The organism is Mycolicibacterium novocastrense, assembly GCF_001499835.1.
GTDB classification, from domain to species: Bacteria; Actinomycetota; Actinomycetes; order Mycobacteriales; family Mycobacteriaceae; genus Mycobacterium; species Mycobacterium novocastrense.
The window spans coordinates 240,858-253,133 of the sequence record NZ_LQIH01000045.1; the positions used below are offsets into that span (position 1 = coordinate 240,858).

The 12,276-nt window shown below is 68.5% G+C and carries 15 protein-coding genes and 1 pseudogene; 9 read left to right on the forward strand and 7 right to left on the reverse strand.

Annotation, left to right across the window (positions count from 1 at the left end; translation table 11 throughout):
- Positions 1-2: 2 nt before the first annotated feature.
- From AU072_RS23040 to hypD, 8 genes are read left to right on the forward strand one after another with little or no spacing between them, the layout of a single operon-like run.
- Complete coding sequence (locus tag AU072_RS23040; RefSeq protein ID WP_064415895.1) at positions 3-266, forward strand: HypC/HybG/HupF family hydrogenase formation chaperone; 264 nt, start codon at positions 3-5, stop codon at positions 264-266.
- Complete coding sequence (gene hypF / locus AU072_RS23045) at positions 263-2,569, forward strand: carbamoyltransferase HypF (RefSeq protein WP_064415896.1); 2,307 nt, start codon at positions 263-265, stop codon at positions 2,567-2,569. The genes AU072_RS23040 and hypF overlap by 4 nt, the downstream gene beginning before the upstream one ends.
- Positions 2,566-3,285 (forward strand): DUF6390 family protein, encoded by a 720-nt coding sequence (locus tag AU072_RS23050; protein ID WP_064415897.1) that lies wholly within the window; start codon positions 2,566-2,568, stop codon positions 3,283-3,285. The genes hypF and AU072_RS23050 overlap by 4 nt, the downstream gene beginning before the upstream one ends.
- Complete coding sequence (locus AU072_RS23055) at positions 3,282-4,007, forward strand: HypC/HybG/HupF family hydrogenase formation chaperone (protein ID WP_064415898.1); 726 nt, start codon at positions 3,282-3,284, stop codon at positions 4,005-4,007. The genes AU072_RS23050 and AU072_RS23055 overlap by 4 nt, the downstream gene beginning before the upstream one ends.
- The gene (locus tag AU072_RS23060; protein WP_064415899.1) at positions 4,004-4,690 is read left to right on the forward strand and encodes a D-sedoheptulose-7-phosphate isomerase; all 687 of its coding nucleotides are present in this window, start codon (positions 4,004-4,006) and stop codon (positions 4,688-4,690) included. The genes AU072_RS23055 and AU072_RS23060 overlap by 4 nt, the downstream gene beginning before the upstream one ends.
- Positions 4,687-5,781 (forward strand): hydrogenase expression/formation protein HypE, encoded by a 1,095-nt coding sequence (gene hypE / locus AU072_RS23065; RefSeq protein WP_082680629.1) that lies wholly within the window; start codon positions 4,687-4,689, stop codon positions 5,779-5,781. The genes AU072_RS23060 and hypE overlap by 4 nt, the downstream gene beginning before the upstream one ends.
- A gap of 11 nt (positions 5,782-5,792) precedes the next feature.
- Complete coding sequence (locus AU072_RS23070) at positions 5,793-6,065, forward strand: HypC/HybG/HupF family hydrogenase formation chaperone (RefSeq protein WP_064415900.1); 273 nt, start codon at positions 5,793-5,795, stop codon at positions 6,063-6,065.
- 10 nt (positions 6,066-6,075) lie between these two features.
- Positions 6,076-7,200: a hydrogenase formation protein HypD gene (gene hypD, locus AU072_RS23075; RefSeq protein WP_064415901.1), complete on the forward strand. Its 1,125-nt coding sequence runs from the start codon at positions 6,076-6,078 to the stop codon at positions 7,198-7,200.
- 100 nt (positions 7,201-7,300) lie between these two features.
- On the opposite strand, the gene AU072_RS23080 is transcribed toward hypD, so the two are convergent.
- The 3 genes from AU072_RS23080 to AU072_RS23090 all read right to left on the reverse strand — a co-directional run bounded on the left by AU072_RS23080 (position 7,301) and on the right by AU072_RS23090 (position 9,313).
- On the reverse strand, positions 7,301-7,504 hold the full coding sequence (locus AU072_RS23080; RefSeq protein ID WP_064415902.1) for a hypothetical protein: 204 nt from the start codon (positions 7,502-7,504) through the stop codon (positions 7,301-7,303).
- A 432-nt stretch (positions 7,505-7,936) separates the two neighbouring features.
- Entirely contained in the window at positions 7,937-8,131 is a 195-nt protein-coding gene (locus AU072_RS23085) for a DUF3046 domain-containing protein (protein ID WP_064350960.1), read from the reverse strand.
- A 9-nt stretch (positions 8,132-8,140) separates the two neighbouring features.
- Entirely contained in the window at positions 8,141-9,313 is a 1,173-nt protein-coding gene (locus tag AU072_RS23090; protein WP_064415903.1) for a glycosyltransferase, read from the reverse strand.
- A 42-nt stretch (positions 9,314-9,355) separates the two neighbouring features.
- On the opposite strand from AU072_RS23090, the gene AU072_RS23095 reads away from it, so the two are divergent.
- A complete protein-coding gene (locus AU072_RS23095) occupies positions 9,356-9,796 on the forward strand; it encodes a limonene-1,2-epoxide hydrolase family protein (protein WP_064415904.1) in 441 nt (146 codons plus the stop codon).
- Here AU072_RS23095 and pspM read toward each other — a convergent pair whose 3' ends face one another.
- The 4 genes and pseudogenes from pspM to AU072_RS23115 form a co-directional block, all read right to left on the reverse strand.
- Positions 9,797-10,588 (reverse strand): phage shock envelope stress response protein PspM, encoded by a 792-nt coding sequence (pspM, locus tag AU072_RS23100; protein ID WP_082680628.1) that lies wholly within the window; start codon positions 10,586-10,588, stop codon positions 9,797-9,799.
- Between the two features lie 54 nt (positions 10,589-10,642).
- On the reverse strand, positions 10,643-11,458 hold the full coding sequence (gene pspA, locus AU072_RS23105; protein WP_064350964.1) for a phage shock protein PspA: 816 nt from the start codon (positions 11,456-11,458) through the stop codon (positions 10,643-10,645).
- A gap of 106 nt (positions 11,459-11,564) precedes the next feature.
- On the reverse strand, positions 11,565-11,885 hold the full coding sequence (gene clgR, locus AU072_RS23110) for a transcriptional regulator ClgR (protein ID WP_064350965.1): 321 nt from the start codon (positions 11,883-11,885) through the stop codon (positions 11,565-11,567).
- 83 nt (positions 11,886-11,968) lie between these two features.
- A pseudogene (locus AU072_RS23115) lies at positions 11,969-12,187 on the reverse strand (CinA family protein); the annotation flags it as partial.
- Positions 12,188-12,276 lie beyond the last annotated feature (89 nt).

Here is a 12,276-nt window from a genome sequence, read left to right on the forward strand (position 1 = left end):
GGGTGTGTCTGGGAATTCCGGGGCGGGTCGTGACGATGCTGGAGGGCTACGGCGATCAGCTGGCCCTCGTCGACGTGGCGGGTGAGCACCGCAAGGTCAACGTCGGCATGCTCCCCGAGGAGACGTTCGCACCGGGCGACTGGGTCATCGTCCATATGGGCTTCGTGGTGGAGAAGACCGACAAGGCAGGGGCCGACGCGGCGCTCGCGGGTCTGCAGTTGATGGGCAGCGGCGAACCTGGTCCGGACCTCGGGGATTTGCCGTGAGCACGCGGCGCCGGCTGCGCGTCCGGGTCCGCGGAGTGGTGCAGGGGGTCGGCTTCCGCCCCTTCGTGTATACGACGGCGGCCGGACTGGGGCTGACCGGAAGCGTCCGCAACGACAGCACGGGCGCGCTCATCGACGTCGAGGGTGACGCCGCCGACGTCGATTCGTTCCTGATTCGGTTGCGCGACCACCCACCGCCGCTGGCCGTGATCGAAAGTCTTGACGCCGAAGCGCTTACGGTGGCGGGCGGGACGGGTTTTGTCATCGCCGACACCACGCGCACCGACGGCGGGCGCACGCTGACCTCACCCGACGTCGCCATGTGCGCCGACTGCGCCGCCGAACAACGCGACCCGCGCAACCGACGCTTCCGTCATGCGTTCATCAACTGCACCAACTGCGGTCCGCGCTTCACCATCATCGCCTCGCTCCCCTACGACCGGCACGCCACGACCATGGCGGGCTTCGACATGTGCGAGGCCTGCGCGCGCGAGTACCACGATCCCGCCGACCGCAGGTTTCACGCCCAGCCCGTCTGCTGCCGCGACTGCGGCCCGACCATGACCTACCGCGGCCCCGCGGGCGTGACCATGACGGGCGAATCCGCGCTGCGGCGCGCACGCCGGTTGCTGGCCGACGGCGGCATCCTCGCGGTCAAGGGCATCGGCGGCTATCACCTGGCCTGCGACGCCGACAACCAGCACGCGGTCGCCGAGTTGCGTGCCAGAAAGCGCCGCGGCGACAAGCCGTTCGCGGTGATGACACCCGACCTTGCGACAGCTCGCGAGCTGGTCGAGATCGATGCGCCGTCGGCGCGGTTGCTGACCGGACCGCAACGCCCCATCGTGTTGATGCCGCGGCGCGGCGACGCCCCGGTCGCCGATGCCGTCGCACCGCACAACCCGGACCTGGGCGTTCTGCTGGCCTACACCCCGCTGCACACGCTGCTGTTCGGACTGCCGGGCGACGAACCCGGACCGACCGCGATGGTGATGACCTCGGGCAACCTCGCCGGCGAGCCGATCTGCTTCACCGATGCCACTGCGCTGGAAAGGCTTTCGCACATCGTCGACGGCTGGCTCATGTACGACCGCGAAATCCTGGTGCCCTGCGACGACTCCGTGATGCGGGTGATCACCCTTGACGGCGCGGACAAGCCGGCGGAGTTGCCGATCCGGCGTTCGCGTGGCTACGCGCCGTTGCCCGTCGCGTTGCCGACGCCGGTACCGCCCACGTTGGCGGTCGGCGCCGATCTGAAGAACACCATGGCGGTCGCGGACGGCCGGTACGCATGGTTGAGTCAGCACATCGGTGACATGGACGATCTGGCGACGTTGTCGGCGTTCGATTCCGCGCAACGCCATCTGCGGGAGCTGACATCCGTCGCGCCGCAGGTGCTGGTCGCCGACGCGCATCCGCTGTACCGCTCGACCGAGTGGGCCCGGCGCAACGCGGCGGACCGGCCGGTCAAATTGGTTCAGCATCATCACGCGCACATCGCCGCGGTGATGGCCGAACACGGCCTCGACGGGTCCACGCAGGTGCTCGGGTTCGCCTTCGACGGAACGGGTTACGGGCCCGACGGTGCGGTGTGGGGCGGCGAGGTGCTGCTGGCCAATTACAAGGGCTACCAACGGCTCGCGCACCTGAAGTACGTGCCCCTCGCCGGTGGTGACGTCAGCGTGCTGCGGCCGTACCGGATGGCCCTGGCACACCTGTGGTCGGCGGGGATCGGGTGGGATCCTGAACTGCCCCCGGTTTCGGCCTGCCCGCCCGGCGAGCGTCAAGCGCTCGCCCGGCAACTCGAGATCGGCCTCGGCTGCGTGCCGACCTCCAGCATGGGTCGGCTGTTCGACGCGGTGTCCTCACTGGTCGGCGTGCGACACGTCGTCGACTACGAGGCGCAGGCCGCCATCGAGCTGGAGGGCATCTCACGCGGCATCGAACCCGGCGCAGACGCATACACGTTCGCCGTCGACGCATCCGACTCGACGGCGGTGGTCGATCCCGCGCCCATACTGCACGCCATCGTCGCCGACCTCCGGGCGAGCATATCGCCCTCCGTCATCGGCGCCCGGTTCCACCGCGCGGTCGCCGACCTGATCGTCGAGCTTGCATGCATCCACGCCGATTCGTCGCGGCCCGTGGCCCTGTCCGGCGGTGTGTTCCAGAACGCCCTGCTCCTCGAGTCGACCCTGAACGGCCTACACGCCAGGGGCATCGACGCGATGACCCATCGCACGGTGCCGCCCAACGACGGCGGCATCGCATTGGGCCAGTTGCTGGTGGGGAACGCATCATGAACGACAGGGACGGTTCCACGTTGTTCGGCCGCTATGCCTACCCACCGAACGAGCTAGGCTACTGCGGGCCGGCGGACTGCGGTGGCGCCTCCGGGCTCGCCTCGCACGCCCGCGAATTCGACGGTGCCTGGCCGTATCTGACCGCCATCGCCGAGGCCGTCGGGGCATCCGACGCGATGGCCGACGAGGTCATTGGCAGTTACTGGATCGGCGGTCCGGCGCTGTCCAAGGTGGATCCCGATCACCTGCTGGCGCGGTTGCGCGCGTCGTTCACCGGTCAGGTCACCGGGATGCTCGGCACAGTGCCCGCCACCTCCGATGTCCTGGCACACCACAGCTTTCACGTCTTCGTCGTCTACCCCTGGGTGAAGTTCCTCGGGCGCGACGCCGACACCGCCGTGGGTGTCATGCAGGCCTGCCGCATCCGGTGGGGCACCGTCACGTCCGTGACCGGCGACCGGGCGGAGATCGCGTCGCGGCCCCTGCAATACGAGGATGGTCGCCTGATGCTGGGCGATTCCCGCACCGAGCGGATCTCGTGGAAACGGGGCGAGGTATCACTTGCGCCCGTTCCGCAACCCGGCGCGGTCGTCTCCGCCCACTGGAACTGGATCTGCGGGACACTGACCGAGGAGGAGGCCGCCGACCTCGAAGTGGCCACGCAGACGACGCTCGACCTTGTCAACTCCGTCCTCGGACAGGGAGTATCGCCATGACGACCGCACAACGCCCGTATGTCGGGGAGGAACTGTCAGCCGACCTCGCCGCCGCCGCCCTGGATTTGGCTCGCCGGTTCAACGATGGCGCAACCCTGTGGGTGATCTCGCCGCAGTGGGAGCCGCACGCCCATCACATCGCCGTCGAGTTCGTGCATCCGGTGATCGTGGGCAAGCGGGCACTTCCCTCGGTAGCCCTCGTCGAACCGGACCCCGTCGCGCAGGCGCGGGTGGCCAGCCGGCCCGGCGATCTCCTGATCGCGGTGGCCTCCGCGAACGAACCGTCGGTCGTCGACGCGATGCGGCGCGCCCGCGCGTGGGGCGTCCTGACGCTTTGGATCGGGTCCGGACCGCGTCCACCGGCGGGAGCGGCGAACCACATCCTCTGGATCGACATCGAGGACCCGATGGTGCCGGCCACCGGAGCGTTTGTGCTGCTGTATCACCTGCTATGGGAGCTCACCCATGTCTGCTTCGAGCATCCGGGACTGCTCAAACCCGCAGAGCCCGCCGCGGTCTGCGTGACGTGCAGCGACGAGGGGCGACTCGGTGAGGTGCTCGCGCCTCCGCTCGATGCGACCAGCTCGGCGCTGGTACGCACCGCCGACGGTGAGGAGTGGGTCGACGTGACACTGGTCGGTGATGTCGCGGTCGACGACCTCGTTTTGCTGCATGCCGGCGCGGCCATTTCGCGCGTCGAGCCCGAGGAGGTGCGCCGATGACCGACTCCGATGCCACCGGTTTCCTGTACCCGTTCATCGAGTCCGAGGAGACCGACGCCGCGAGCCTGCTCGACGATCTCGCGGCCTCGGCCCGCGCTAAGGCGGCCGAAAGCGCTCGGCTGCAACGAGATTCGCTCGAAGAGTACGGTGACGCGTTGACCGCGGCCGGCTCGCAGATGGCCGAGCGATTTCGCCGCGGCGGGCGGTTGTACACCTTCGGCAACGGCGGAAGTTCCACCGACGCCGCAACGTTGGCCTCGCTGTTCAGCCGGCCGGCGCGCGGACGGCCGGTCGCCGCATGGTCTTTGGCCGCCGACAACGCGGTGGTGACCGCGCTCGGCAACGACGTCGGGTTCGAGCTGATTTTCAAACGCCAGATCATCGCCCACGCCCGCGACCGCGACGTCGCGGTCGCGCTGTCCACGTCCGGCAACTCCGACGACCTGATGACCGCGATCACCGAGGCCAAGCGTCGCGGCCTGCTGACCGTGGGCTTCTCCGGACACGACGGCGGGCGGATGGCGGCCGCCGACGACCTCGACTTCTGTTTCACCGTCCACTCACAGAGCATCCACCGCATCCAGGAGAGCCACGCAATGCTCGGCTACCGGCTCTGGTCGGTGGTCCAAGAACAGCTGCACACCAACTCGGCCCGCGCACTGAACGGAGCACATTCCACATGACACGAGCTGCGAGCGCGTCCGAACGCGAAGACCGTGTGCTGGAACGGATCGACAAGTTCCGCCAGCGACGACCGCGGCTGCTCGACGACGTGGTGACGCTCGCGCACGGCGCGGGCGGCAAGTCGTCGGCCGCGCTCGTCGACGCGGTGTTCCTCGAGGCATTCCGCAACGACGAACTCGAACAACTCGGTGACGCGGCGGCCGTGCGGATGCCGTCGGGCGAACGGCTGGCCTTCTCCACCGACTCCTTCGTGGTGTCGCCGCGGCGCTTCCCCGGCGGCTCCATCGGCCACGTCGCGGTCCATGGCACGATCAACGACCTGGCCGTCTCCGGCGCCCGCCCCCAGTGGCTCTCGGCGGCGTTCGTGATCGAGGAGGGCTTCGCGATCGCCGAGCTGCGCGAAATCGTCGCGAACATGGGCGAAGCCGCGTCGAACGCGGGGGTGCAGATCGTCACCGGCGACACGAAGGTCGTCGGCAAGGGGGCCGCCGACGGTCTCTACATCTGCACCGCGGGCGTGGGATTGATTCCCGAGGGCCGGCGCCTGTCCCGTGACAGCGTCCAGCCCGGCGACAAAGTCGTGCTGTCCGGCACGGTCGGCGAGCACGGGATGGCCGTCATGCTGGCGCGCGGCGACCTGGCCATCGACGCCGACATCGCCTCGGACACCGCGCCGGTACACGAACTCGCCGAGCTTCTCCTGACCGCGGCGCCGTCCACCCGGTGGATGCGCGATGCAACCCGCGGCGGCGTGGGCACGGTGGCCAACGAACTCGTCAAGGATGCGCCGTTCGCGATGATCCTCGACGAGGAGAAGCTGCCCGTCCTGCCGCAAGTGCTCGGGGCGTGCGACATGCTCGGCATCGACCCGCTCTATGTGGCGAACGAAGGCAAGTTCGTCGCCGTGGTGCCCGCCGGCGAAGCCGATGCGGCGGTGGACGCGTTGCGCGGCCATCCGCAGGGCACGCGGGCTGCGGTGGTCGGCGAGATCGTCCCCGAACCCCACGGAATCGTCGCGCTACGAACGTCGTTCGGCGGCAGCCGAATCGTCGACATGCTCGTCGGCGACCCCCTGCCACGGATCTGTTGAGAGGAGAGCACATGTGCCTCGGTATCCCCGGTCAGGTGGTCGACATCGTCGACGCCAAACAGTCGCTGGCCAAGGTCGACGTCAACGGCGTACGCAGAATCATCAGCGTTCGACTGCTGGCCGACGACAACCTGCAGGTCGGTGACTGGGTCCTGGTGCACGTCGGGTTCGCGATGGCCAAGATCGACGAACGCGAGGCGAAGCTCACTCTCGACCAGGTGCAGAAGATGGGCGCCGACTACGCCGCCGAGATCGAAGCGTTCAACTCGACCGAAATCGCTTGAGAGGCAAGTCATGAGATTCGTCGACGAATTCCGCGACCCGGCCGCCGCACGCGCGCTGGTCAGATCCATCACCGACCTCGCCGGTGACGACGAGTTCAAGTTCATGGAGGTGTGCGGCGGCCACACCCACACCATCTACCGCCACGGCATCGAGCATCTGCTGCCGGAGACGGTCGAGCTGGTGCACGGGCCCGGATGCCCAGTGTGCGTCATCCCGATGGGACGCGTCGACGACGCGATGTGGCTGGCCGAACAAACGGACGTCATCTTCACGACGTTCGGCGACATGATGCGAGTGCCGGGATCGCGGGGCAACCTCATCGAGGCGAAGGCCCGCGGCGCCGATGTGCGCTTCGTGTACTCACCGCTGGACGCGCTCAAGATCGCGCTCGACAACCCCGACAAGCGAGTCGTGTTCTTCGCCGTGGGCTTCGAGACCACTGCACCGTCCACCGCCGTGACGCTCGTGCGTGCAAAAGCGTTGGGCGTGGGTAACTTCAGCGTCTTCTGTAACCACGTTACGATCGTTCCACCGATCAAGGCGATCCTGGAGTCTCCCGACCTGCGTCTGTCCGGATTCCTCGGGCCCGGACACGTCTCGACGGTGGTGGGGTTGCGCCCGTACCGGTTCGTCCCCGACGTGTACGGAAAACCCATGGTGGTGGCTGGGTTCGAACCGCTCGACATCCTCGCGTCGGTGCACATGCTGTTGCAGCAGATCCGCGACGGCCGCTGCGAGGTCGAGAACCAGTACACGCGGGTGGTGCGTCCCGAAGGCAACACCCAGGCGCTCAAACTGATGGCGCAGACGTTCGAGCTGCGACCGCATTTCGAGTGGCGGGGGCTGGGTTTCATCTCGCAGAGCGCGCTGCGGCTCCACCCCGACTACGCCGACTTCGACGCCGAACGCACCTTCGCCATGCCGGGTGTGCGCGTGGCCGACCCGAAGGCGTGCCAGTGCGGCGAGGTACTCAAAGGCGTCATCAAACCGTGGGAGTGCAAGGTTTTCGGGACCGCGTGCACGCCGGAGACACCGATCGGGACGTGCATGGTGTCCCCCGAGGGCGCCTGCGCGGCCTACTACAACTTCGGCCGGTTGCACCGGGAGACAGCGCTGGTGCTGGGGCGGCGCTGACTGCGCAGCGCCAAGCGCACGCCTGTTGTGCGTTCCCGAGTCAGGTCGTGAACAGGCGTGCGGTGGGCGCACTTCTAGGTCAGCCGGCCCGGACGGGACGTCAGCAGTTTCTCCTGGTGATGTTCTGCTGGGCCGCCCGATACACCGACATCCAGTACCTGGCATTCTCCGAATCCCCTTCGCGCTCGTAATGGTCGGCGTTCATCAACGCGTTGTAGGCGGCGTTGGTGATCGCAGCGCATGTGCCGTCGCGCGGCTTAGCCTCCGCCACCTCGGCGCCGATGCCGGCCAGCGCACCTGCCACAGCGACTCCAGCGATCGTCCTTGCCCCAAACGCACGGATTTTCATGGTTTTCCTTTCGTAGTACGTGAGCGGGGTATTCCCGCGTGCTCAGAAAGGTACGAGTGGCCACACGGTGCGCGCATCGCTCGGCGCGGCCATCTTCCACGGATGGCCCATTTCGGCTATCTCGCAAGAGTCCGAGACGCGGCTTCGGCTCAAGAGGCGCCTTGGATAGGGACACGCCCGAACGATGGCGAACGAACCGCCTCCGCGGTGAAACCCGTCGCGGATGCACAACCCAGGGACCGGACGCCGAGTGAGACTCCGGGCGGAACTACGGCATCTCCGGCCGAACAACAACCTGCGTCGCAAATGCCGGCGACGGCGACGACGACCGGGTGGGCCCGTCACACACGGCGGGCGCCGGTCGCGCCGAGGACAAACGCCGGCCCTTCACCACTGATCGCGCGGGACGTCGAAGTCCGAGCACAGTGCGCGCCACACGTCGCGCGGTTCGACGCCGTCCTCGATGGCCTGCTCGGCGGTGCGCCCATCCAACCCGCTCAGGACGTGGTCGACGAGCAGGGACGAGCCGCGCACGGGGCCGAACTGTTCCTCGACGAGCTGATGAAATTCCGTCAAGCGCACGAGCCCAAACTACGCTGTGGCCCTCAGCGCTTCATGGCACACCCGTACCGGATCATCGACGTCGGCGACCGTCGCCCCGGCCCGCCGCGCGGCCTCACGGTAGCCAGGAGTGCTCAACACCTCGCGCACCGCCTGCGCCAACCCATCCCGAGTGAGAGGACGCACCAACTGTGCACTCCCCTGGCGCACAACACGATTGGCGATCTCCCATTGGTCCCCGCCGCCCGGCACGATCACCATCGGCACACCGGCCAGCAGCGCCTTGGCAACCGTCCCGTGTCCACCGCCGCAGATCAGCACGTCCGCCTCGGCCAGCAGCTCGTCCTGGCGGCCGAGCCCGACCACGGCCCACGGCGGCACCTCGCGATCGGGCCCTTCGAGCCGCGACACCACCACCCGCGAACCGGCGGGCAGGACGTCGCCGGGCACCAACACGTCCAGCGCCAGGTCGGTGAGTCCGCCCGCACCCGTGGTCGCCGTCGACGGGGCCACCGCCACGACCGGGCCGTCACCGGCGGGCAGCGTCAGCACCGCAGTCGTCGGCTCGTAGTGCAAAGGGCCGACGACGACGGCCTCGGCCGGCCAGTCCGGTCGCGGCACCTCCAGGGCGGGCAGGGTCGCGATGAGACGTCGCAGCGGTCCCGGATCCTCGGCGGGCAGGCCGATCCCGACGCGGGCCGCGGATCGCTGCCGGAGCCCGGCGCGCCACGACCGCGCACTGAGTGCGCGCAGCGCCGCGTCGCGCAGCCGCCCCCGCACACCCGTTCCGGCCGCCAGCCCGCTGCCGATCGGGGGCAGGCCCTTCGACGGCCGGTACAGCGGGTGGGTGTTCAGCTCGACCCAGGGCACGCCCAGCAGGTCGGCGGCCAGCCCGCCGCACGCGGTGATCGAATCGGAGACCACCAGATCAGGTTCGAGTGCGGCGATCCGATCCCTGTTGAGCACCGCCATCCGGGCCGCCCGTTGGTGGATCTTGGCGCCCGCGTCGGCGTCGTCGTCGGCGGCCGTGGGATTCAGACCGTCCAGTTCGCAGGCCTCGATGCCCTCTCCACGTGCCGTGTCGAGCCATCGGGTCCCGGTCAGCAACGTCGGCGAATCCCCGTTGGCCAGAAAACGAAGACACAGTGCGATCGCCGGGAAGGCATGCCCCGGATCGGGGCCGGCAACAACTGCGACGCGCATTGGGCTACCGTGCCACAGCGCTGCGGCACTACGCTTGCGCCCATGACCGACCAGGCTTCTGAACTGAAAACCGACGTCGACAACATCCGGGCGGTGGAGACCTTCCTCTACGCCTTACAGGACGAGGACTTCGACACCGCCGACGGCCTGCTCGCCGATCACGCCGAATGGCACAACGTCGGCTATCCCACGATCCGCGGCCGCCAACGCATCATCGGGCTCATGCGCCGCGGTCAGGGACGATTCGGCTTCGAGGTGAAAGTCCACCGCATCGCCGCCGACGGCAGCTCCGTGCTCACCGAACGCACCGATGCGCTGGTGTTCGGACCCCTGCGCCTGCAGTTCTGGGTGTGCGGGACGTTCGAGGTGCACGCCGGGCGAATCACGTTGTGGCGCGACTACTTCGACACCTTGGATTTCCTCAAGGCAACGGTGCGCGGTCTGGTCGCGACGGTGGTCCCGTCGCTGCGGCCGACGATGTAGTCAGGCGCCGCGGACGTGGCCGAGTTCGTTGAACGCCTCGGCCCAGCCGATGAGCCGGTCGGTGGCGTTGGACAACTCGTCGCGGTAGCGCTGTTGCCACATCGGTGAGGTGGACGTCGGTCCGGCATTCGCCGCCGACACGAGTTGCGCTGCGGCGTTGACCATTTCGCTGTACTGCCGCGCCCCATGATCGAGTTGCGCCGTGAACGCCGCAATGGTGGGTGCCAGGTGGGCGCGCGACTGCGGGGTCGCGCGGATCGCGCGCTCCATCGACATCACTTCGTTCGCGGTGGCGCCCATGGTCGTCGCGGTCTGGTTCGCCGCGGCGCTCAGCTCGCGAAGTTCATCCGGCGGCAGCATCCGCCCCCGCTCCAGGACCCCGAGCAGCGAGAAGAATCCGCGCTCGGAGGCGGCCAACGCCGCCATCGGTTGGCGTGCGGCCGAACCCCACGGAGGGAGCCTGCGGGTGGCACGGGACCGCGGAGGGGGCAGCGGCTCGCGTCGCAGCCACCGGTAGCGCAGGAACGTCAGCGTGGCCAGGAAAGCGGCGCCCACGGCGATCGGAGACGGAATGAGCAGCGCCCATGCGGGGACGTCCCACGCTGCCACCACGCCGGTCACACCGATCCAGAACACGCAGGAGATCGTGAAGAACACCGTGAGCCGCAGCGCCCAGCGCCGCTTACGGAGCAGCTTTGCGCGGGGGTCGGCGGCGGCGTTCAGCTTGTCGGCCAGCACATCGGACCACTCGGCGGCCGTGTCGATGCCATTCTGGACACCCCGCTGCACCATCGAACGCCACGGCTCGGGTCGACGGCTCTGCGAACTCACTGGTGTCCTCACGAACTATTGAGACAGCGGGTTTTCCGGTGTCGCCTGCTGCGGATTGGTCGCCGGGGTCGCGGGCTGCGGGGCGGCGTTACCGCCCGCGGGCAACTGCTCACCGCGCATCGAGGCGCGAATCTGCTCCAGCCGGGAGTGCCCGGCCATCTGCACGCTCGCCTGCTGGACCTCCAGCATCCGGCCCTGCACCGAGTTCTGCGCCAGCTCGGCCTCGCCCATGGCGTTGGCGTACCGGCGCTCGATCTTCTGACGCACCTCATCGAGGCTGGGCGTGGTGCCCGGGGCGGCCAACTCGCTCATCGAGCGCAACGACGAGCTGACCTGCTCCTGCATCTTGGCCTGTTCGAGCTGGGACAACAGCTTCGTGCGCTCCGCGATCTTCTGCTGCAGCATCATCGCGTTCTGCTCGACGGCCTTCTTGGCCTGGCCGGCCGCATTGAGCGCCTGATCGTGCAGGGTCTTGAGATCCTCGACGCTCTGCTCTGCGGTCACCAGCTGCGCGGCGAACGCTTCGGCGGCGTTGTTGTACTCGGTGGCCTTGGCGGCGTCACCGTTGGCGACGGCCTGATCGGCCAGCGTCAATGCCTGTCGCACGTTGACCTGCAGCTTCTCGATGTCGGCGAGCTGGCGGTTCAGACGCATCTCCAGCTGGCGCTGGTTGCCGATCACCTGGGCGGCCTGCTGGGTCAGGGCCTGATGCTGGCGCTGGGCTTCCTCGATGGCCTGCTGAATCTGCACTTTCGGGTCGGCGTATTCGTCCACCTTGGAGCTGAACAGCGCCATGAGGTACTTCCACGCCTTGACGAACGGATTGGCCATGTCAGTTCACTCCGCCTTCGTGTCGTTGTGTCGGACTCGCCGGCCCGGCTTCCCGTGCTGCCCAATCTATCGGGTCGGCGCGCATCGCCACAGTCTGCTCGGCGCGTCAGGCGACCGCCATCGACACAACCTGGGGAATGACCACCTTGGTGGTGGCGTCGATGTTGGCGGCACCGGCGAAGGCGGCGCTCTCCTCACGCTCCATCTCCTGACCGGCGTCGAAGAGCACGCGGGAGAGCGGGACGTCCAGGGCTCCGCAGATGGCGCTGAGCAATTCGCTCGAGGCTTCCTTGCGGCCGCGTTCGACCTCCGAGAGGTAGCCCAAACTGACCCGGGCGGTATCCGACACTTCGCGCAGGGTGCGTCCCTGATCGACGCGGGCACGACGCAGCACGTCGCCGATCACCTCGCGCAGCAATGCCGTCATCGTGCTTCTCCCTTCGGAGTTGGTGTCTGGGATCTAAAAGGGCAACGCTGAAGGCGGGCCGGTTGGTTCCCGAATAACGCAGATCACTGTCGAACGAGGACCGACCGCAGGCGGACGACGGCCTCCCGGACCGCCGCGAGGCGGATCTCCCACCGCGATCCGTCCAGGCGCAACTCGACGACGTCGGTCTCGACCGGTCCGGCGATGCCGAGAAATACCGTTCCGACGGGGTGGCCACCGTGCGGTTCGGGACCGGCGACACCGGTCAGACCCACACCCCACGTCGCCTCGCAGCGCTGTCGGGGGGCGGCGGGGGGGGGCCCCCCCCCCCGCGCCCCCCCCCCCCCCCCCCCCGCCCGCCCCACCCCGCGCCGCCCCCCCCCCCACGCGG

Coding starts and splice junctions, on each gene's coding strand:
- AU072_RS23050 (WP_064415897.1), top strand. CDS start 2,566: ATGAACGACAGGGACGGTTCCACGTTGTTCGGCCGCTATGCCTACCCA.
- AU072_RS23055 (WP_064415898.1), top strand. CDS start 3,282: ATGACGACCGCACAACGCCCGTATGTCGGGGAGGAACTGTCAGCCGAC.
- AU072_RS23060 (WP_064415899.1), top strand. CDS start 4,004: ATGACCGACTCCGATGCCACCGGTTTCCTGTACCCGTTCATCGAGTCC.
- hypE (WP_082680629.1), top strand. CDS start 4,687: ATGACACGAGCTGCGAGCGCGTCCGAACGCGAAGACCGTGTGCTGGAA.
- AU072_RS23070 (WP_064415900.1), top strand. CDS start 5,793: ATGTGCCTCGGTATCCCCGGTCAGGTGGTCGACATCGTCGACGCCAAA.
- hypD (WP_064415901.1), top strand. CDS start 6,076: ATGAGATTCGTCGACGAATTCCGCGACCCGGCCGCCGCACGCGCGCTG.
- AU072_RS23090 (WP_064415903.1), bottom strand. CDS start 9,313: ATGCGCGTCGCAGTTGTTGCCGGCCCCGATCCGGGGCATGCCTTCCCG.
- AU072_RS23095 (WP_064415904.1), top strand. CDS start 9,356: ATGACCGACCAGGCTTCTGAACTGAAAACCGACGTCGACAACATCCGG.
- pspM (WP_082680628.1), bottom strand. CDS start 10,588: ATGGTGCAGCGGGGTGTCCAGAATGGCATCGACACGGCCGCCGAGTGG.
- pspA (WP_064350964.1), bottom strand. CDS start 11,458: ATGGCCAATCCGTTCGTCAAGGCGTGGAAGTACCTCATGGCGCTGTTC.
- clgR (WP_064350965.1), bottom strand. CDS start 11,885: ATGACGGCATTGCTGCGCGAGGTGATCGGCGACGTGCTGCGTCGTGCC.